Source organism: Flavobacterium piscinae (assembly GCF_004122145.1).
GTDB lineage: Bacteria > Bacteroidota > Bacteroidia > Flavobacteriales > Flavobacteriaceae > Flavobacterium > Flavobacterium piscinae.
Genome location: NZ_SBKQ01000016.1, coordinates 1 through 20,676, shown reverse-complemented (window position 1 = coordinate 20,676; position 20,676 = coordinate 1). Strand labels below are relative to the sequence as shown.

Below are 20,676 nucleotides of genomic sequence, written 5' to 3'. Positions count from 1 at the left end.
ATTAACTTTAACTAAACATACGTTTTATGCAACATATTATAGATCGTTTCATCAGTTATGTCACTGTTGATACAGAATCTGATCCGAATTCTGAAACAACTCCCAGTTCTAAAAAACAATTGGTCTTAGCGAGAAACCTCGTGAAAGAACTCAAAGCCATCGGTATGGAAGACGTGACGATGGACCGAAAAGGTTACATCATGGCAACGTTACCGAGTAATGTGGAACATGAAGTGCCGGTGATTGGTTTTATTTCGCATTATGATACAACTCCTGATTTTACGGGTGCGAATGTAAAACCGCAAATCATTGAAAACTATGATGGAAAAGACATTGTATTGAATGCGGAGCAAAACATTGTGTTATCCCCTTCTTACTTTAAAGATTTGTTGCAATACAAAGGACAAACGTTGATTACCACCGACGGAACCACTCTCTTGGGAGCTGATGACAAAGCCGGAATTACCGAAATTGTTACGGCAATGGAATACCTCATTCAACATCCGGAAATTCTACACGGTAAAATTCGCGTTGGGTTTACGCCCGATGAAGAAATTGGCCGTGGTGCTCATCATTTTGATGTAGAAAAATTTGGAGCCGATTGGGCTTATACGATGGATGGCAGCCAAATTGGCGAATTGGAATATGAAAACTTTAATGCAGCGGGAGCCAAAGTAACCTTTAAAGGAAAAAGCGTTCACCCCGGCTATGCAAAAGGAAAAATGATTAATTCGATGCTGTTGGCTTCCAAATTCATTTCAAAATTACCCAAAAAAGAAGTCCCGGAAATGACCAAAGGGTATGAAGGTTTCTTTCACGTCACCGGCATCACGGGAAGCATTGAAGAAAGTACGGTTTCCTTGATTATTCGTGACCATGATAAAAAATTATTCAAAAAAAGAAAAGAGTTTTTGCATGAATTGACGGCAAAATTCAATAAAAAATTCAAGAAGCAATTTGGCGATGATATTGCCATTATCGAAATCAAAGACCAATATTATAATATGAAAGAAAAGGTAGAACCGGTGTTTCATATTGTGAAAATTGCTGAAAAAGCCATGAAGAAATTGGACATAAAACCGATTATCAAACCAATTCGTGGCGGAACAGACGGTTGTCAATTGTCGTATAAAGGTTTACCGTGTCCGAATATTTTTGCCGGTGGACATAATTTTCATGGTAAATATGAATATGTTCCGGTAGAAAGTATGCAAAAAGCAGTAGAAGTAATTGTGAAAATTGCAGAGTTAACTGCAGATAAGAAATAAGTTATTCAATTTTATTTTTTTAACCACATAGAAACATAGTTATTAAAATTGTGAAAGTCGTTTCACTCAGATATAGAAAAGCATAGCTATGTGAACCCAAAAATTGGGTTTATATCGTTCTCATTTACTATGTCTCTATGTGCTTAATTTTAATTTATTTTATATTGATTGCACGATACTCCAATTTTAGCAACGAATTTCACGAATTTAATTTTTTAAAATAGCCGCTGATTCGCTGATTTTATTTATTTTTAATCTGTGAATATCAGTGGTTTTTTTTATTTTATAAACATGGAAGAGAATAAATCTTGGACCAGAAATCAAAAATGGCTTGAAGAAATTGAACTTTTAAAATCGATTATAGTTAAAACCGATTTGGTAGAAACCACCAAATGGGGCGGAATTGTTTATACTTGGAATAACCGGAACATCATCGGAATTGGAGGATTTAAAGACTATTTCACCATTTGGTTTTTTAACGGTGTCTTTCTTCCGGATGAAAAAAATGTTTTAGTAAATGCCGGTGAAGGTGTCACGAAAGGATTACGCCAATGGCGATTTACTTCAAAAAAAGAAGTAAACGAAAAACTAGTCCTTCACTATGTGAATCAAGCCATTGAAAATGAAAAGAACGGCCTTTCCATCAAGCCGGAAAAAAAGGAAATACAACCCTCTGATTTTTTTCTATCCAAACTTCAGGAAGATAAACATTTAGAAGAAAAATTCAATACTTTTTCACCCTTTAAACAAAAAGAATTCATTGAATATATTGATACAGCCAAACAAGAAAAAACGAAACACGACCGTTTTGAAAAAATAAAACCGATGCTTTTGGCAAACATCGGTTTAAATGATAAGTATCGGAAATAATTATTTCTTTTCAACTAATTTGGCACTCAATTCCATTGAAATGGCTGAGCGTTCCATTTTGATTTTTCCGGCCATGGTTTCAACAACCACAGTTCCTTCGGACAATTCGGCTACTTTACCATGTATGCCGCTTTTGGTGATAATTCTATCACCTATTTTTAAATTGCTTTCAAATTCTTTTTCTTGTTTAGCACGTTTTTGTTGTGGTCTGATCATAAAAAAATAAATGACCACAAACATTAATAAAAACGGCAATAACGATTGAATGTTTTCCATATTATTGAGTAGTTACAGCAGATTTTTCTGCAGGTTTAGCTTTTGGTGTTACGTTGGCTTTGATGGTTAACACATCTTTTCCTGAAGCGGTGTTAGCCGTAATGTTAACCGATTTTTGTTGCATTCCGGGTTTTCCGTTACTGTCGAAAGAAACTTTCATTTTTCCGGTTTTTCCGGGTTTGATTGGTTCTTTTGGAAATTCAGGAACGGTGCAACCACATGAACCTGATGCATTGGCAATGATAAGGTCGGCTTCGCCGGTGTTGGTAAACGTAAAAGTGGTTTCCACTTTGTCTCCTTCATTGATTACGCCAAAATCGTGTTCTTTTTTGTTGAACGTCATGGCCGGATACTTTCCATCTGCCGGTGGCGGGGTAACTTGATTTGCCTCCGGATTTGTATTTTTTTTAACCGTATTTTCAGTAGGCTGTGGTTGCGGATTTCCAATGTATTCATTCAAAGGAATATCCTTACTGTTTGGGTCGATTTTCGACAGAGCATCTTCTTTTTTACAAGACATGAGTGATGCCGATACGAACAAAGCAAAAATTGATTTTCTTAACATAGTACGTTGCATTTAAGTTTTACATTAAACCTCTTCCGGTCTTTTTTAGTTTATCTGTTTTTTGAAAGTCCTTTACTAAATTGTCTAACACCCCATTGATAAATATACTGCTTTTAGGTGTGGCATATTCTTTGGCAATTTCCAAGTATTCATTGATGGTTACTTTTACGGGAATAGACGGAAAACGCAAAAATTCACAAATAGCCATTTTCAACATGATAGTGTCTACTTCCGAAATACGTTCCGGGTCCCAATTGGGAGTTCTATCAATGTATTCTTTGGCCAATTCATTCTCATTGAGCACCGTTTTACGGAACAAATCACGAGCAAAATCTTTATCTTCTGCATCTTTGTACAGTGGCAAAACAGCAAATGATTTTTCTACCCCTTCGTCCATTTGTTTTAATTGCTTTAAAATCATAGTGTTTACTAACGGAATATCGTCTATCCAAGTGAGTTTATAATCTTCCAAGTAATCATATAATTTTTCGTTTGCAGCAATCAACTCCGAAAACATATCCATGATGAACTTTTTGTCGTGTTCAAAAGAATCAGTTTTGTCTGCCAAATACGATAAATAGAGTGGACTTTTTTTAACATTTTCCAATAAAATCAGAATTAAGTCGTCGTTTTGACTCCAATTGTTGATTTTTCTTTTTTCTAAAGCAATGGAAAGTGAGTTATTCTTTTCCAACGCCAATAAAACACGATTGGAAATAAATTTTCTGTTTGGCTTTAAGTCTTTTTCGGTGGCCAAGTGTTTTTTGGAGGCTTTTTCCAAAAAATCTTCTTCCTTTTTTCTGATTTCAACTAAAGCAGAAACCACAATCAAATATAAATCCTGAATACTTTCGATGCTTGCGAATAAGAATTTTTCTTCTTTCTCCAATTGATCAGAACCGCTTTGATGCATTGCATAAATGGTTTGCAATACTTTAACCCGAATATGTCTTCTGTTTAACACGTTGTAAGAACTTTTTAAAAAATTAGTGACGCCCCGAAGGACGTCACAAAAATAGTATTATTTATCGGAAAAAATTATTTCCCACTTTCTTTTTTACGTTGATTGATTCTATTTTGAGCAATCGTTAAAGCCGCTTCATGTGTGGTAATATTATTTTTAACAGCATAATCGAAGATTTCCAACGTGGTGTTGTAAATGTTTTCGGTTCTTCGCATGGCTTCTGCTTTGTCGTAATGTTCGATTTCAGCATATACATTGATAATTCCACCGGCATTGATTAAGAAATCAGGAGCATATAAAATGCCTCTTTCCTGAAGAATTTTACCGTGTATGTTTTCATTCGCTAATTGATTGTTGGCAGCACCGGCTACAATGGCTGCATTCAATTTATAAACTGTATCATCATTGATGGTGGCACCCAACGCACAAGGAGCATAAATATCAACTTCTGCACTGTATAAATCTGTACCGGTATATACTTTAGCACCATATTGTGCCCCTACTTCGTTTAATCTATTTTCATTAATATCGGCGATGATTACAATAGCCCCTTCTTTTGTTAAATAGTCCACTAAAGTTTCACCCACATGGCCAATTCCTTGAACCAATACTTTTTTACCGGCTAATGAATCAGAGCCGTATTTGTATTTTGCGGCCGCTTTCATCCCCATGTAAACCCCAAACGCAGTAACAGGAGAAGGATTACCTGATCCACCTCTGGATTCTGAGATTCCGGTTACATAAGGTGTAACATCTCTTACCGTGTCCATGTCTTCCGTTTTCATCCCTACGTCTTCAGCTGTGATGTATTTTCCGCTTAATGAATGCACAAATTCACCAAATTTTCGCATTAACTCCGGTGTTTTTTGTGTTTTGGCATCTCCAATAATCACTGCCTTTCCACCACCTAGGTTCAATCCTGTGATAGCTGATTTAAAAGTCATTCCTCGAGATAAACGTAAAACGTCGTTCAATGCTTCCCATTCATTGGTATAGTTCCACATTCTCGTTCCACCCAATGCCGGTCCTAAAACTGTGTTATGAATACCAATTATTGCCTTTAAACCAGTATCTTTGTCATTGCAAAAAACAATTTGCTCATGATTGTCAAAGGATACTTGTCCAAAAACCGGATCCATTTTTTGAAGTTCTTTAGGAGTTGTTACTTCTGCTATCATAGTTGAATTATTAATTAAGTAAAAATTATGACTTTGTCAAAAAGACTCAACAAAAATAGAACTTAAATCAAAAGAATGCAATATAATTTGATAATTTTAGTAATCTGTTAATAGTAAACCCATTTTAGCAATTAATTTAAAAAAACATAATTCTCATTTTTTTAACATTTATTATTCCATTGCCACGTATCTCTAATCAATAACATGAAAGAACTACATTATTTAAATAAATATTTCATCAAATATAAATACCGTTTTTTGTTGGGTATTATCATAACCATTGTTGCACAAATATTCTCACTATTCATTCCGAAATTAGTAAGTAAGTCGATGAATATTATTGATGCGTACATTAAAAATCCAATAAGCGACACCAGTGTCATCAAAAAAGAATTGATTATTAGTTTAGGATTGATTATAGGAGCAACGGTTATTGCCGGTTTTTTGACATTTTTAATGCGTCAAACATTGATAGTCATGTCTCGCTATGTTGAGTTTGACTTAAAAAATGAAGTTTTTCAACAGTATGAACGTTTATCGCAAAGCTTTTACAAAAGAAACCGAACCGGAGATTTGATGAATCGAATTTCCGAAGATGTGGGAAAAGTGCGAATGTATGTTGGTCCGGCTGTGATGTATACTATCAATACGTTTATTCGTTTTGCGATTGTAATCATTTATATGTATAACGTTTCGCCGAAATTGACTTTGTATACAATTCTTCCCTTGCCGCTTCTCTCTTATTTTATATTTAAATTGAGTGTTGAAATCAATAAACGAAGTCGGATTTATCAAGAAAATTTGTCAACGCTTTCAAGTTTTTCACAAGAGATTTTCTCCGGCATTCGAGTGATTAAAGCCTATGCCTTGGAAGGGCAAAATCAAAAAGGATTCAACGGTTTGGCTCAAGAAAGTAGGGATAAAAACATGAGTTTGGCGTTTGTAAATGCCTTATTTGGTCCGTTAATGATTTTGTTAATCGGTTTGAGTAATTTGGTGGTGATTTATTTTGGTGGAATGATGTATGTAGACGGTTCCATAGAAAACATTGGAACTATAGCTGAGTTTATCCTGTATGTCAACATGCTCACTTGGCCGGTTGCTTCCATTGGGTGGGTTTCTTCCTTGGTTCAGGAAGCCGAAGCTTCTCAAAAACGCATCAATGAATTTTTGAAAATTGAACCGGAGATAAAGAATAATAATCCGAATCATGATTCAATTCAAGGCTCGATTGCCTTTAAAAATGTGAGTTTTACCTACGACGACACGAACATTCAAGCGTTAAAAAACATCTCATTTGAAGTAAAAAAAGGAGAAACTCTAGCTATTTTAGGGAAAACAGGTTCAGGAAAATCGACTATCCTTTCATTGATATGCCGATTGTATGATGTGGAAAATGGTTCCATCACCATGGATGGAAAAAAATTAGCCGATTTGAATCTGCATGATTTGCGAAACAGTATTGGTATAGTACCACAAGATGCATTTTTGTTTTCAGAAAGCATTAAAAATAATATTAAATTTGGAAAAGAAGACGCCACGGATGAAGAATTAATTGAAGCCGCCAAAAAATCGGTTGTTCATGACAACATCATTAACTTTAAAAATCAATACGATACCGTTTTGGGTGAAAGAGGAATCACTTTATCAGGCGGACAAAAACAGCGGGTTTCCATTGCAAGAGCCATCATCAAAAATCCTGAAATTTTACTTTTTGATGATTGTTTATCGGCTGTTGACACCGAAACGGAAGAACAAATATTAAATAACTTGTTCGAAATTTGTAAAAATAAAACTACACTAATTGTCAGTCATCGTGTTTCATCTGCTAAAAATGCGGACAAAATTATCATTTTAGAAGAAGGAGAAATAATTCAACAAGGTTCTCATTTTCAATTATTAAATCAAGAAGGTTACTACAAGGAATTGTATTTGAAACAACTTTCTGAAAAAGAATTGTCGTAATTTTTTGATAATTCAATTATTTTTTAGATTTTTGGTTCACTTACAACACTAAAATTGAGCGAACGATTATGAGAGAAAATGAAATGTTAGAAAAAGACGAAATTTTTTCTAAAGTTTTGAGAGCCGGAAGAAGAACTTATTTCTTCGATGTTAGAGCAACAAAGGCGGACGATTACTACATTACCATCACAGAAAGTAAAAAATTCACAGAAGAAGATGGTTCTTTTCACTTTAAGAAACACAAAATTTATTTATACAAAGAAGATTTTGTCGCTTTTAAAGAAATTTTAGAAGATATGACTTCGTATGTTTTAGACCATAAAGGCGAAGAAGTTATTTCTGAAAGACATCAAAAAGATTTTAAAAAGGAATATCCATCCGAAACAGCACAAAGCGAAGAAACGCCAAAAGCTAGCTTTACTGATATAGATTTTGATGATATTTAATCAATACTTTCTACAAAAAAACCTAAAGTAAATACTTTAGGTTTTTTTTGTTCTACTTTTATTTATTGGTTTTAATTTCAGTTGAATAATAAACTTGTAATATACAAAAAGGTATAACAAAAAACCAAAAAAGCCCGTAAAATACGGACTTTGAACTGTGACCCAGTCAGGATTCGAACCTGAGACCTACTGCTTAGAAGGCAGTTGCTCTATCCAGCTGAGCTACTGGGCCATTAGTCGGGGTGGCAGGATTCGAACCTGCGGCCTCCTGCTCCCAAAGCAGGCGCGATAACCGGGCTACGCTACACCCCGAGAAAAAAGCGGAGAGACAGGGACTCGAACCCTGGCGACAGTTACCCGTCGACAGATTAGCAATCTGCTCCGTTACCACTCCGGCACCTCTCCTATTCTGCAAAGAACTTAACTTTTTTGCGGTTGCAAATGTAGCTTTTCATTCTTTAGTTTACAACTATTTATGCTATTTTTTTGTTATTTTTTTAGGTTTTGTTTAAAATCACTTAGAAGTCAATTACATAGATTAATAATCAAAAATAAATAATTCTTAAGGTTTTGTGTATTACAAGTCCATCCTCATCAAGAATACTTGTAAACAGAATTATAAAAAATATAATTTTAGCACTTAAAATAGCTTAAAAATAGTTAATTTCGCAACACAAACAAACGCAAACTTAATTATGAATAAAAAAGTAGTCATTGTATCAGCAGTTAGAACACCTATCGGTAGTTTTATGGGAAGTTTATCTACTGTAACTGCATCTCAATTAGGAGCTATTGCTATTCAAGGGGCATTAGCTAAAATTAATTTAGATTCAAAAAATGTTGATGAAGTTTTAATGGGCAATGTTGTGCAAGCCGGAGTGGGTCAGGCTCCTGCAAGACAAGCTGCCCTTTTAGCAGGTTTACCAAATACAGTTCCTTGTACAACTGTTAATAAAGTTTGTGCCTCTGGAATGAAAGCTGTTATGCAAGGAGCTCAAGCCATTCAATCCGGAGATGCAGAAGTTGTAGTTGCCGGTGGAATGGAAAACATGAGTTTGATTCCGCATTATGTGCATTTGAGAAATGGTTATAAATTTGGACCAACAACAATGATTGATGGGATGCAGAAAGATGGTTTGACCGATGCCTACGATAATAATGCTATGGGAGTAAGTGCTGATTTGTGTGCCTCAGAATATAAAATTTCAAGAGAAGAACAAGATGCCTTTGCTATTCAATCTTATGAACGTTCTGCAAAAGCATGGTCTGATGGAAAATTTGATTCTGAAATTGTTCCTGTTTCCGTTCCACAGCGAAGAGGTGAACCAATCATCGTATCAAAAGATGAAGAATATACAAATGTAAAACTAGATAAAATTCCGGGACTAAATCCTGCTTTCACAAAAGAAGGAACAGTTACGGCGGCTAATGCTTCTACCATAAACGACGGTGCGGCGGCTTTAGTTTTAATGAGTGAAGAAAAAGCACTTTCATTAGGATTAAAACCATTGGCCTATATTAAAAGCTATGCTGATGCCGCTCACGAACCAAAATGGTTTACAACAGCTCCAGCAAAAGCATTGCCAAAAGCATTAGACAAAGCCGGTATTTCCTTAAGTGATGTTGATTATTTTGAATTTAATGAAGCGTTTTCTGTTGTAGGTTTAGCCAATGCAAAAATATTAGGACTTGATAGTTCAAAAATTAATGTAAACGGAGGAGCTGTTTCATTAGGACACCCACTGGGTTGCTCGGGTGCAAGAATTATTGTTACTTTGCTAAATGTATTACAACAAAACAATGCAAAACTTGGAGCTGCTGCTATTTGCAATGGTGGCGGGGGTGCATCGGCAATTGTAATCGAAAGAGCCTAATTAAGAAACATTAATTTTCATGCACGGAATCTGCAATTTAGCCATCATTCCACTCCGAATTGAACCTAATGACCGAAGCGAACAAGTTTCGCAAGTCTTATTTGGTGAACATTTTGAAATACTCGAACAACTTAAGCAATGGTTTAAAATTCGTTTGCAGTATGATAATTATGAAGGTTGGATAGACTCTAAACAATGCCAGATTATTTCAGACAGTGATTTTAATGAAATTTCAAATAGTGCTCAAATTCTAAATCATGATTTAGTAGAATACGTAACAACTAAGGATAATTCACTTATTCCAATTCCAATTGGTGCTTCTTTAACCTTTTTAAATTTCGATGCAATAAATATAAATAACTTCGAGTTCGAAGGATTAAAAGTTACCGGAACAAAGCCTAAAAGTGAATTGATTAAAACTGCTTACCTGTATTTGAATGCTCCCTATCTTTGGGGAGGAAAAACACCTTTTGGTATTGATTGTTCTGGTTTTACTCAAATGGTTTATAAACTTAACGGATACAAATTGCTACGCGATGCCTCTCAACAATCTACTCAAGGAGAAGCATTGAGTTTTATTGAAGAAAGTGAGCCGGGTGATTTAGCTTTTTTTGATAATGAAGAAGGTAAAATTATTCATGTGGGAATCATTATGAATGACAATTATATTATTCACGCCAGTGGTAAAGTCAGAATTGATCGTTTGGATCATTTGGGAATTTACAATGCTGAAACGAATAGGCATACCCATAAACTTAGAGTTATTAAAAAGATTATATAAAAAATCCCGATAAAATCGGGATTTTTTTACTCAATAGAATATTATATTTTAATTCATAGTTGCTTTTAGAGCTTTATATTTTTCTGTCATATCTAACGAAGTATAAACATTTAGTAGTGTTTGTTTTGCCTCTAGATTATTTGGGGAGAGTTCAACAACTTTTTCTAAATAAGGCAGAGCTTCTTTAAAGACATTTTCTCTTTGTACTTTTAATTCATCATACCGCTTATTGTCTTTTGCAGAATTTCCTAGTTTGTTCATTTCCTCCACTAATTTACCATCAGAATCTAACTTTAAAATCGCTAAATTTAAGTAAGCATTAGAATAGTTTGGATTAATTTCTATTGCTTTTTTATAATATTTTTCTGCATCAGTTTGGTTTTGAGAAGTTCCGGAAATCACACCCAAATTATAATATAAATCCGCATCATTAGGTGATTTTTGTAAAACCTCTTCAATTACTCTCTTATAAGAAGTATAATCTTTGGCATCTAAATATAAATTTGCTTCAGTTAGAGCAAGGGAAGTATCATCTGGATTACTCTTTTTTGCCTCTTGTATAGCTTGCATCGCTTTATCTTTCTCACCTTTTTCCACCAAAATTAATGCATAGTTTCTGTAAATTTCTCCTCTTTTTGAAGGAATTTTTTCATCTCTAGGATTTGTATGAACTTTTAGCTTAACAGATTTATCCCTGTCTTCTTTAGAATTAAACATTTCCTCTTCATCATTTAAAGCACTTTTTGCATAATAAGCAGTGCCTTGACCAGAGTAATTTAATTCTTTCAGTTTTTCATAATGCTTCAATGCAAGATCATAATCTTTAGCATTAACTGCACTTCCTGCAGCATAATAAAGATAGATAGTATCTTTTGGATTTAAATTATAAGCATCATATAATTTTTCTGCACTCTCCTTAAATCTTTTCTCATCACTATCTTTTATTGCAGAATTTATTAATTTATTTTTAACATCAGTTAAAGAATTTTCTGCTTGTACTGAATATTTATTCTTACCAAGTTTCTTTTCAGTTGCTAATAATTCTTGATAGGATTTGGCTGCCTCTTTTAAATTCTTGCCCGTTTCCATGTTTCTGTTAGCCAATTCTAGTAAAGCATTTCCTTTTAAGAAATAAAACTGAGCTTTTTCTTGATCAGTTGCACTTCCAATTACACTTTCTGCTGCTGATAATGCATTTTTAACAGCACTTGGTTCAAAATTTTTAATGGCCTTTTCCAATGCTTTTAATTGATCTTTTTGAGCAAAACTACCCAAACTCAACATCAAAGCTAATGCGGAAATGATGTATCTACTTTTCATTTTAAATCAAATTTTAATTATTATTTATTTATTCTTGGCTTTCTTCGTTTTCTTCGTCTGTATCTGCATTATCATCAAAATCAGTTGCCTCAATTGATGAAATTTCTTTTGAAACAGTGGCAGAAACATCTTCAAATTCAACTTCTTCCGCTGCTTCTTCTTTCATCACTTTCGTTACAGCGGCAATTGAATCGTTTCCTTTAATATTAATTAATCGAACCCCTTGTGTGGCTCTACCCATAACTCTTAAATCGGAAACTTCCATTCTGATGGTTAATCCAGACTTGTTGATTATCATCAAATCATCTGCATCGGTTACATTGTTTATCGATACTAAACGACCGGTTTTCTCAGTAATATTAAGCGTTTTAACCCCTTTTCCTCCACGATTAGTGATACGGTAATCTTCTAAAGATGAACGCTTTCCGTAACCATTTTCAGAGACTACCAATATTTCACTGTTCATATCATTGACAGAAACCATGCCAATTACTTCATCTTGCTCATCTGCCAAAGTAATTCCACGAACGCCCGAAGCTCCTCTTCCCATTGGACGCGTTTTACTTTCCTCAAAGCGAACCAATTTTCCAGATTTTACAGCCACTAATATTTGACTTTTTCCGTTGGTTAATTTTGCTTCTAACAATTCGTCATCTTCCTTGATAGTAATAGCCGCAATTCCATTCACTCTCGGACGAGAATATTGCTCTAACAAAGTCTTTTTAACCTGACCTTGTTTAGTAGCCATAATCACATAGTGACTATTAATATACTCTTCATTTTTTAAATCCTGTGTACAAATAAAGGCCTTTACTTTATCATCATTTTCGATGTTGATTAAGTTCTGAATCGCTCTTCCTTTGGATGTTTTGCTTCCTTCAGGAATTTCATAAACCCTCATCCAGTAACATTTTCCTTTTTGAGTAAAGAACAGCATGTATTGGTGATTAGTAGCCACAAACAAATGCTCTAAGAAATCTTGATCTCTTGTTCCTGCACTTTTTTGTCCTACTCCTCCTCTATTTTGAGTTTTGTATTCCGATAAGTTTGTACGCTTAATATACCCTGCATGTGAAATAGTAATTACAACATTTTCATCGGCAATTAAATCTTCAATACTTACATCACCGCCTGAATATTCAATAACAGAACGTCTTTCATCACCATATTTATCACGAATTTCAACTAATTCATCTTTAATCACTTGCATCCTTAAATCTTTGTTAGCTAATAATTCTCTCAAATGAGCAATCAATTTCATGATATCCTCGTACTCCGCACGCAATTTGTCTTGTTCAAGACCGGTCAATTGACGCAAACGCATCTCAACAATAGCACGGGCTTGAATTTCTGTCAGTGAGAATCGCTCAATTAATTTTGTTCGGGCTTCATCACCATCTTTCGAACCTCTAATCAAGGCAATCACTTCGTCAATATTATCCGAAGCAATGATTAAACCTTCTAAAATGTGGGCTCTTTCTTCTGCTTTACGTAAATCGAATTTTGCTCTTCGTACCACTACATCGTGGCGGTGTTCTACAAAATAATGAATCAATTCTTTTAAATTCAACATTTGCGGACGACCATTCACCAAGGCAATGTTGTTTACACTAAATGAAGATTGTAATTGAGTATACTTATATAAGGTGTTCAAAACCACATTCGGAACTGCATCACGTTTTAATTCATATACAATTCGCATTCCGTTTCTATCTGATTCATCGCGAATATTCGAAATACCTTCAATTTTTTTCTCATTGACCAAATCAGCGGTTTTTTTTATCATATCCGCTTTGTTTACTTGGTATGGGATTTCGGTTACGATAATCGCTTCTTTTCCGTTGCTTTCTTCAAAAGCTGTTTTCGCACGCATGACAATACGACCACGACCGGTTTTGAATGCTTCTCGAACGCCTTCATAACCATAGATTATTCCTCCGGTTGGAAAATCAGGAGCTTTAATATGCTCCATCAATTCATCTACCTCAATTTCGTTGTTGTCAATATAAGCCAAAGTTCCATTGACAACCTCGGTTAAATTGTGTGGTGGCATATTGGTAGCCATACCCACTGCAATACCGGAAGCTCCATTAATCAAAAGATTAGGAACTTTAGTAGGCATTACTTTTGGTTCATATAAAGTATCATCAAAATTCAATTGAAAATCAACGGTTTCTTTTTCGATATCTGCCATAATTTCTTCCGAAATCTTTTGCATTCTGGCTTCGGTATAACGCATCGCTGCCGGACTATCACCATCGACAGATCCAAAGTTACCTTGTCCATCAACTAAAAGGTAACGCAAACTCCATTCTTGTGCCATACGAACCATTGCATCGTAAACAGATGTATCGCCGTGTGGGTGATATTTACCTAAAACTTCTCCGACAATTCTAGCGGATTTCTTGTGAGCTCTATTCGAAAAAACGCCTAAATCATACATTCCGTACAATACTCTACGGTGTACAGGCTTTAAACCATCCCTAACATCAGGTAATGCACGTGACACAATTACAGACATCGAATAATCGATGTAGGCTGATTTCATTTCGTCCTCGATGTTAATAGGAATCAACTTTTCTCCTTCAGACATATGTATTTATTAGTTAAAAATTATAATTATTTCAAAACGTGCTAATATAGGGATTTTTGAGCTTTTTGAAAGCTTTTTGCTAAACTAATTTCAAAGATTTATTAACAAAAACAAGGTCTTTTTTGGTTAATAATTATACATAACTTTAACTTTCATAATTCAAATATTTTTTGTCAATTAGCTGACAGTAGATAGGAATGGGAATAGTTTTTGCATTTCACAACCATATTTAGTAAATTTACCTTAAAAAAGAAGTGCTATGGATGACAATTTTTCTCCAAGAGTCAAGGATGTAATCACGTACAGTAAAGAAGAAGCCTTACGTTTAGGCCATGACTTTATCGGTACAGAGCATTTGATGCTTGGAATTTTAAGAGACGGAAATGGTAAAGCAATCACTATTTTAAGCAATTTGGATATTGATTTAGATTATTTACGAAAAAAAGTAGAAATTCTGAGTCCGCCCAATCCAAATGCGGAAATGGGTAACGAAAAAAAGAATCTTCACTTGACAAGACAAGCTGAACGTGCCTTAAAAACAACTTTTTTAGAAGCCAAAGTTTTTCAGAGTTCTTCCATTAGTACGGCACATCTTTTGCTCTGTATTTTAAGGAATGAAAACGATCCTACAACAAAATTACTTAACAAGCTAAAAATCGACTACGATATAGCGAAAGAACAATATTTGAATATGATACCGAATAACAACGAAGACGAATATACTGACAGCTTTCCAAAAAATGAATCATTTAATGAAGATTCAGGACAAGATGACAGTTTGAAAGAAGGCAACTTTAATAATCCCGGAAATAAAACCAATAAAAAGTCAAAAACACCTGTTTTAGATAATTTTGGACGTGATTTAACCGAGTTAGCCGAAGAAGGAAAACTTGACCCAGTGGTAGGTCGTGAAAAAGAAATTGAACGTGTTTCACAAATTTTAAGCCGAAGAAAGAAAAATAATCCGCTTTTAATTGGAGAGCCCGGAGTAGGAAAATCTGCTATTGCCGAAGGTTTAGCGTTGCGAATCATCCAAAAGAAAGTTTCCCGAATTTTATTCAACAAACGTGTTGTTACACTTGATTTGGCGAGTTTAGTAGCCGGTACAAAATATCGCGGACAATTTGAAGAACGCATGAAAGCAGTGATGAATGAATTGGAAAAGAATGACGACATCATTTTGTTTATCGATGAAATTCATACCATTGTAGGTGCCGGTGGAGCAACCGGTTCTCTTGATGCTTCCAATATGTTTAAACCCGCTTTAGCCAGAGGTGAGATTCAATGTATTGGTGCCACTACACTCGATGAATACCGTCAATATATTGAAAAAGACGGTGCTTTAGAAAGACGTTTTCAAAAAGTAATTGTAGAACCTACAACCATTGAAGAAACCATTGAAATCTTAAATAATATTAAAGGTAAGTACGAAGATCATCATAGTGTGACGTATACTACTGAAGCAATTGATGCTTGTGTGAAACTAACCAGTCGTTATATGTCTGATCGATTTTTACCTGACAAAGCGATTGATGCGTTAGATGAAGCCGGTTCGCGTGTACACATCACCAACATCGAAGTACCGAAACAAATTTTGGAACTGGAAAAACAATTGGAAGATGTTCGCGAATTGAAAAATACCGTTGTAAAAAAACAAAAATACGAAGAAGCTGCTAAGTTAAGAGATGATGAAAAACGCATTGAAAAAGACTTAGCAATTGCTCAAGAACAATGGGAAATTGATTCTAAAAACAATCGAATTACGGTTACTGAAGATAATGTTGCCGATGTGGTTTCAATGATGACCGGAATTCCGGTTAACCGAATTGCTCAAACGGAAAGCAATAAATTAGCTCATCTTCAGGATTTAATCAAAGGAAAAGTAATTGGACAAGATGAAGCCGTTGTGAAAATTGCCCGTTCAATCCAACGTAATCGTGCCGGATTGAAAGATCCGAATCGTCCGATTGGTTCATTTATTTTCTTAGGTCAAACCGGTGTTGGAAAAACACAATTAGCCAAAGTTCTGGCAAAAGAACTATTCGATTCAGAAGATGCTTTGGTTCGTATCGACATGAGCGAATACATGGAAAAATTTGCAATTTCCAGATTAATTGGTGCACCTCCCGGTTATGTGGGTTATGAAGAAGGTGGACAATTAACTGAAAAAGTACGCCGCAAACCCTATTGTGTTGTTCTTTTAGATGAAATCGAAAAAGCTCATCCTGATGTCTTCAATATGATGTTACAAGTGTTAGATGATGGCTATTTAACCGATAGTTTAGGTAGAAAAATTGATTTTAGAAATACCATTATCATTATGACTTCTAATGTGGGAGCCCGTCAATTAAAAGATTTTGGGCAAGGTGTTGGTTTTGGTACAGCGGCAAAAGTTTCTCAAGCCGATGAACATTCTAAAAGCGTGGTAGAAAATGCCTTGAAAAAAACCTTTGCTCCTGAATTTTTAAATCGAATTGATGATGTAATTGTATTCAATCCTTTAGAAAAAGAGCACATCGATTTAATCATCGAAATCGAATTGAAAAAATTATATGCTCGAATTAAAGATTTAGGATATTCGTTGAAATTGTCTGATAAAGCTAAAGCATTTATTGCAGAAAAAGGTTTTGATAAGCAATTTGGAGCTCGACCTCTAAAAAGAGCCATTCAAAAATATGTTGAAGATTCGTTAGCCGAAGAAATAATCACTTCTAAAATCGGTGAAGGAGACGAAATTTTTATGGATATAGAAGACGATGCTCAAGAATTAAGCGTCAAAATTCAAAAAGCAGAAAAACCAACGAGTTAAATAAAACTAAATTGTAAGCCACGAATTCACGAATTAAAGTAAAAACTATTTGTGAATTCGTGGCTTTTTTTATACCATCAATCAAAAGAAATGTTAGACAACAAATTAATTTTAGGTAGTGAAGAATGGTGTTCTTTTCCGGAACTTGGTATTCCTACTATCAAAGCTCGGGTAGATTCCGGTGCCAAAACCTCTGCTCTCCACGCCATCAACATCAGTCCGTTTATCAAAGAAGGTGAACATTGGGTAAAGTTTGATATTAATCCGATTCAGAATAATGTCAAAACCATTATTCATTGCCAAGCCCCATTGATTGATAAGCGAATCGTAAAAAGTTCCAGTGGATTTCGTGAACAACGTTTTGTGATTCAAACCCAATTGCAATTAGGTGATTCGAATTGGATGATTGAAATGACGTTAACGAACCGTGATTCAATGGGTTTTCGAATGTTATTAGGACGCGAAGCAATGAGTGGAAGAGCGATGGTAGACCCGGAAAGAAAATATTTATTGGGAGACAATTCAACCGATAAACTAAAAGATTTATATCCGGATGTTTTAAAAGAACGTTCGGGTTTAAAAATCGGACTTTTAGCCAGTAATCCTGAACTGTACAGCAATAAACGAATTATGGAAGCCGGTGAACGCCGTGGGCACGAAATGCAATTTCTAAACATCAAAGAATGTTATATGAAATTGGATGCCGACACACCTGAAATTCATTACCGAGGTGGAAAAATTCTAAATGATTTGGATGCGGTTATTCCACGAATCCGACCCAATATTACCTTTTATGGTTGTGCCTTAACCCGTCAATTTGAAGCGTTAAAGATATTTTGTTTGAATTCTTCTTCCGCCATTACGCAATCGCGTGATAAATTGTATTCCCTACAATTGTTGTTGAATAACGGAATCGACATTCCAACCACCGGTTTCGCCAATTCACCCTTAGACACCGATGATTTGATTAAAATGGTGGGTGGAACTCCTTTAATAGTAAAACTATTAGAAGGAACCCAAGGAAAAGGAGTTGTTTTGGCCGAAACCAAAAAAGCAGCAGAAAGTGTGATTAATGCTTTTAAAAGTTTGAATGCTAATATTTTAGTACAAGAGTTCATCAAAGAAGCCAACGGTAAAGATTTGCGATTGTTTGTGATAGACGGAAAAGTTGTCGCCACGATCCAACGAGAAGCTTTGGCAGGAGAATTTAGAGCCAATATTCACTTGGGCGGAACCGCATCTGTCATTAAACCCACCAAAGAAGAAAAAATCATTGCTGTGAAAGCCGCTAAAGCAATGGGATTGAAAGTAGCCGGAGTAGATATTATTCGTTCCAGTAAAGGTCCGCTTTTATTGGAAGTCAATTCCTCTCCCGGTTTAGAAGGAATTGAAGGTGCAACTAATAAAGATATTGCAGGGGAAATGATTAAGGCGATTGAGAAGAATTTTAAACTAAATAAAATATAGCTTCTCATACCTTTTTTGGGAAAAGTTTATTATTAATTTTCAATTAGAAATCTTACTAATGAAACTCCCCAAACACCTTGGTCGCTTCATTATACGCACTTTCAAAACTCATTGGGTTGGTTTTTAACTGAATATATTTTCCGTAAAGTTTAGAGACGTTTACTACGTTTGCTCATTTCGCTAGGTTTACGGGGCTTTTCATAGGGTATTTATATTAACACTTTACGTAGCGAGTTCGATTGGGCTTCCATTTTATTACTTACTTTACTTTATTCACTTTTTATTGTTTATAATCTTTCTTTTATCAAGCTTTACCTAAGCTTTGGTTATCTATATTTGTATTGTTTTTGTAGTAAATCAGTACTATATCTGTATTGTATTTACCTACTTGACTAATTGGATTATTATGGGAAAATTAAAGGGAATTATTCAGTTTACGGGTTCGTTTGACGGATTGTCGTTTTACGAAAGCGGTGGTAAAATCATTGTTCGAAAAACGGGTGGTTTTGATGGCAAGAAAATCAAAACGCAACCGGAATATGCGAGGGTTCGGGAGAACGGTGCTGAGTTTGGCCATGTGGCAAAGGTTTGTAAAAATTTCCGTCAAGGTTTAAAAGCGGATTTGAGTGCGATGGGCATTGAGAAAGTACACAACCGATTGGTTTCTTTGTTTCACGATATTATGCAATTGGATATGGTATCGAAGCGGGGGAAAAGAACAGTGGCCAACGGATTACAATCACCTACAGCCATTGCACTTCTTGAAGCTTTTGAATTGCATCCTACGGAAGCTTTTTCGCGTCATTTTCCTTATTCTATTTCTGTTGATTTAACTGAGGGTATTCTTACTGTTCCTCATTTTGCTCCCAATTTATTGAGTGTACCGGTGGGTACAACGCATTTGTTTTTGCAGTTTTGGATAGCCGGAATGGATAGTGAGCTGAAAGAATTTTCAAAAGTTCAGTATAGTGAAGCGTTATCTATTTTATTGACTCCGAGTGGCACCAGTATTCCTTTGACGTTATCGTGTGCGGTACCTGAGGCTCCTCTCCTATTTTATGGCTTGAAGCTCAATTATGTTCAGGAAACAAATGGGACTTTTCATCCTTTGTTTGGGACTAAGATGAAGATTTTGGGGTTTAGGTTGTAGGTTGTCGGTTGTCGGTTGGCTGTTGTCGGTTATCGGTTGGCGGTTATCGGTTGTCGGTTGGCGGTTGGCGGTTGATGGTTGATGGTTGTCTGTTAAAAAGGGAGTATTTATTTAGAAGTATTTTTGAATAATTTTTTAACCACATAGAAACATAGTTTTTTTTCGATTAAAAAGGTGTTTCACTTTGTTATAGAAAAGCATAGCGAGTGGCGGTTGTAGGTTGTAGGTTGGCTGTTGGCTGTTAAAAAGGGAGTATTTATTTAGAAGTATTTTTGAATGATTTTTTAACCACATAGAAACATAGGTTTTTTTTTGATTAAAAAGGCGTTTCACTTTGTATGAGAGAAACATAGTGTTGTAATATTCAAGATTCGGGTAATTGTAAACCCGTTAATTCATTTCGTTTTCTACCATTTCTTTTTTAGCTATTCAGTTGCTGTTTTATTTATTTTATTTTTCATTTATTGTTTGATGTCGACGTGTTTTACAACAAAAAACTTTCTATTTCTTAATTTTTGATTGGTTTTGACGGGTTTTGAGGTAATAAGCGACCGCAAACTAGTTCAAAGCAATGTAGAAGTAATCCATACTAATTTCTTTGATGAGGAGCGATGGGATAATTTTTTAAGTTCAAAAATAGGGATTACGGATGATAGGAGGTTAACTGTAATACCACTAGAAAATGGAGCCGGGGCTTCTATGAAAATAGGTTTAAATCAAGGAACACAATATGTATTTAGTTTAGACTTAGATAGAAGTGAAATACCTTCTACTCAGCCCTTATTATTAGCGATACGGGATGGCAATATGAATATTTTGGTTAGTCAGGAAATAAATGCAAGTGGATTGATTTATCAGCAGTATGCGGCAGTACAAACCGGCATACATTTTGTTACGATAACGCAACCAACGGTTGACACAATAGGCCCGGCTTTTTATTTGGATAATTATTATGTCTATGCTATGCCAACCTCCGGACAGGATTTTGTATCTTTGTATTTACCGGACGTTCTTGCTTATAATGATTACTATCCTTTTGGCATGCTAATCCCAAACCGGTTTGAAAGCATAGATGATTACCGCTACGGCTTCCAAGGGCAAGAGAAAGATGATGAGTTAAAAGGAGAAGGGAACAGCTTAAACTATAAAT

At 35.1% G+C, this 20,676-nt stretch carries 16 protein-coding genes and 3 tRNA genes; 10 read left to right on the top strand and 9 right to left on the bottom strand.

All coding sequences use genetic code 11. From position 1 onward, the window contains the following. Positions 1–26: 26 nt before the first annotated feature. Together pepT and EQG68_RS13635 are read left to right on the top strand one after the other, a co-directional pair. Positions 27–1,268 carry a peptidase T gene (gene pepT, locus EQG68_RS13640; RefSeq protein WP_129465439.1) on the top strand — a complete coding sequence of 414 codons (1,242 nt, stop codon included), beginning with the start codon at positions 27–29 and terminating at the stop codon, positions 1,266–1,268. Between the two features lie 291 nt (positions 1,269–1,559). Next, positions 1,560–2,138: a YdeI/OmpD-associated family protein gene (locus tag EQG68_RS13635; RefSeq protein ID WP_129465438.1), complete on the top strand. Its 579-nt coding sequence runs from the start codon at positions 1,560–1,562 to the stop codon at positions 2,136–2,138. On the opposite strand, the gene yajC is transcribed toward EQG68_RS13635, so the two are convergent. The 4 genes from yajC to EQG68_RS13615 all read right to left on the bottom strand — a co-directional run bounded on the left by yajC (position 2,139) and on the right by EQG68_RS13615 (position 5,121). Further along, positions 2,139–2,414, bottom strand: a complete 276-nt coding sequence (gene yajC / locus EQG68_RS13630) for a preprotein translocase subunit YajC (RefSeq protein ID WP_129465437.1) — start codon at positions 2,412–2,414, stop codon at positions 2,139–2,141. Position 2,415: 1 nt separating this feature from the next. Beyond that, entirely contained in the window at positions 2,416–2,979 is a 564-nt protein-coding gene (locus tag EQG68_RS13625; protein ID WP_246011761.1) for a DUF1573 domain-containing protein, read from the bottom strand. 19 nt (positions 2,980–2,998) lie between these two features. After that, on the bottom strand, positions 2,999–3,910 hold the full coding sequence (gene nusB / locus EQG68_RS13620; RefSeq protein ID WP_129465481.1) for a transcription antitermination factor NusB: 912 nt from the start codon (positions 3,908–3,910) through the stop codon (positions 2,999–3,001). Positions 3,911–4,017: 107 nt separating this feature from the next. Continuing rightward, entirely contained in the window at positions 4,018–5,121 is a 1,104-nt protein-coding gene (locus EQG68_RS13615) for a Glu/Leu/Phe/Val family dehydrogenase (protein ID WP_129465436.1), read from the bottom strand. A 204-nt stretch (positions 5,122–5,325) separates the two neighbouring features. Here EQG68_RS13615 and EQG68_RS13610 point away from each other — a divergent pair, with 204 nt between their 5' ends. Together EQG68_RS13610 and EQG68_RS13605 are read left to right on the top strand one after the other, a co-directional pair. Continuing rightward, a complete protein-coding gene (locus EQG68_RS13610) occupies positions 5,326–7,086 on the top strand; it encodes an ABC transporter ATP-binding protein (protein ID WP_129465435.1) in 1,761 nt (586 codons plus the stop codon). Positions 7,087–7,154: 68 nt separating this feature from the next. Then, positions 7,155–7,532, top strand: coding sequence for a PUR family DNA/RNA-binding protein (locus EQG68_RS13605; protein ID WP_129465434.1), 378 nt, complete (start codon positions 7,155–7,157; stop codon positions 7,530–7,532). Between the two features lie 158 nt (positions 7,533–7,690). Here the strand turns inward: EQG68_RS13605 and EQG68_RS13600 are convergent. The 3 genes from EQG68_RS13600 to EQG68_RS13590 form a co-directional block, all read right to left on the bottom strand. Further along, a tRNA-Arg gene (locus EQG68_RS13600) sits at positions 7,691–7,764 on the bottom strand. Between the two features lie 5 nt (positions 7,765–7,769). Further along, a tRNA-Pro gene (locus tag EQG68_RS13595) sits at positions 7,770–7,844 on the bottom strand. A gap of 9 nt (positions 7,845–7,853) precedes the next feature. Then, a tRNA-Ser gene (locus EQG68_RS13590) sits at positions 7,854–7,937 on the bottom strand. A gap of 290 nt (positions 7,938–8,227) precedes the next feature. On the opposite strand from EQG68_RS13590, the gene EQG68_RS13585 reads away from it, so the two are divergent. Both EQG68_RS13585 and EQG68_RS13580 read left to right on the top strand, forming a co-directional pair. Next, positions 8,228–9,406, top strand: a complete 1,179-nt coding sequence (locus EQG68_RS13585; RefSeq protein ID WP_129465433.1) for an acetyl-CoA C-acyltransferase — start codon at positions 8,228–8,230, stop codon at positions 9,404–9,406. A gap of 19 nt (positions 9,407–9,425) precedes the next feature. Further along, positions 9,426–10,187, top strand: a complete 762-nt coding sequence (locus EQG68_RS13580) for a C40 family peptidase (protein ID WP_129465432.1) — start codon at positions 9,426–9,428, stop codon at positions 10,185–10,187. A 48-nt stretch (positions 10,188–10,235) separates the two neighbouring features. Here the strand turns inward: EQG68_RS13580 and EQG68_RS13575 are convergent, their stop codons facing one another. Beyond that, positions 10,236–11,507, bottom strand: a complete 1,272-nt coding sequence (locus tag EQG68_RS13575) for a tetratricopeptide repeat protein (protein WP_129465431.1) — start codon at positions 11,505–11,507, stop codon at positions 10,236–10,238. A gap of 28 nt (positions 11,508–11,535) precedes the next feature. Further along, positions 11,536–14,100, bottom strand: a complete 2,565-nt coding sequence (gene gyrA / locus EQG68_RS13570; protein ID WP_129465430.1) for a DNA gyrase subunit A — start codon at positions 14,098–14,100, stop codon at positions 11,536–11,538. Positions 14,101–14,359: 259 nt separating this feature from the next. Between gyrA and EQG68_RS13565 the strand changes: the two genes are divergently transcribed. The 4 genes from EQG68_RS13565 to EQG68_RS13550 all read left to right on the top strand — a co-directional run. Further along, complete coding sequence (locus EQG68_RS13565; protein ID WP_129465429.1) at positions 14,360–16,909, top strand: ATP-dependent Clp protease ATP-binding subunit; 2,550 nt, start codon at positions 14,360–14,362, stop codon at positions 16,907–16,909. 90 nt (positions 16,910–16,999) lie between these two features. Then, positions 17,000–18,376 carry a 30S ribosomal protein S6--L-glutamate ligase gene (rimK, locus tag EQG68_RS13560; RefSeq protein WP_129465480.1) on the top strand — a complete coding sequence of 459 codons (1,377 nt, stop codon included), beginning with the start codon at positions 17,000–17,002 and terminating at the stop codon, positions 18,374–18,376. Positions 18,377–18,782: 406 nt separating this feature from the next. Beyond that, a complete protein-coding gene (locus EQG68_RS13555) occupies positions 18,783–19,526 on the top strand; it encodes a hypothetical protein (RefSeq protein WP_129465428.1) in 744 nt (247 codons plus the stop codon). A 525-nt stretch (positions 19,527–20,051) separates the two neighbouring features. Next, positions 20,052–20,676: hypothetical protein (locus EQG68_RS13550; protein WP_164975464.1), on the top strand; the 625-nt coding region annotated here is incomplete at its 3' end.

Bases quoted from the DNA above. Each gene is read 5' to 3' on its own strand.
- EQG68_RS13580 (WP_129465432.1), top strand. From the start codon at position 9,426: ATGCACGGAATCTGCAATTTAGCCATCATTCCACTCCGAATTGAACCT.
- EQG68_RS13585 (WP_129465433.1), top strand. From the start codon at position 8,228: ATGAATAAAAAAGTAGTCATTGTATCAGCAGTTAGAACACCTATCGGT.
- EQG68_RS13565 (WP_129465429.1), top strand. From the start codon at position 14,360: ATGGATGACAATTTTTCTCCAAGAGTCAAGGATGTAATCACGTACAGT.
- EQG68_RS13615 (WP_129465436.1), bottom strand. From the start codon at position 5,121: ATGATAGCAGAAGTAACAACTCCTAAAGAACTTCAAAAAATGGATCCG.
- EQG68_RS13605 (WP_129465434.1), top strand. From the start codon at position 7,155: ATGAGAGAAAATGAAATGTTAGAAAAAGACGAAATTTTTTCTAAAGTT.
- rimK (WP_129465480.1), top strand. From the start codon at position 17,000: ATGTTAGACAACAAATTAATTTTAGGTAGTGAAGAATGGTGTTCTTTT.
- EQG68_RS13610 (WP_129465435.1), top strand. From the start codon at position 5,326: ATGAAAGAACTACATTATTTAAATAAATATTTCATCAAATATAAATAC.
- EQG68_RS13555 (WP_129465428.1), top strand. From the start codon at position 18,783: ATGGGAAAATTAAAGGGAATTATTCAGTTTACGGGTTCGTTTGACGGA.
- EQG68_RS13625 (WP_246011761.1), bottom strand. From the start codon at position 2,979: ATGTTAAGAAAATCAATTTTTGCTTTGTTCGTATCGGCATCACTCATG.
- pepT (WP_129465439.1), top strand. From the start codon at position 27: ATGCAACATATTATAGATCGTTTCATCAGTTATGTCACTGTTGATACA.
- gyrA (WP_129465430.1), bottom strand. From the start codon at position 14,100: ATGTCTGAAGGAGAAAAGTTGATTCCTATTAACATCGAGGACGAAATG.
- yajC (WP_129465437.1), bottom strand. From the start codon at position 2,414: ATGGAAAACATTCAATCGTTATTGCCGTTTTTATTAATGTTTGTGGTC.
- EQG68_RS13575 (WP_129465431.1), bottom strand. From the start codon at position 11,507: ATGAAAAGTAGATACATCATTTCCGCATTAGCTTTGATGTTGAGTTTG.
- EQG68_RS13635 (WP_129465438.1), top strand. From the start codon at position 1,560: ATGGAAGAGAATAAATCTTGGACCAGAAATCAAAAATGGCTTGAAGAA.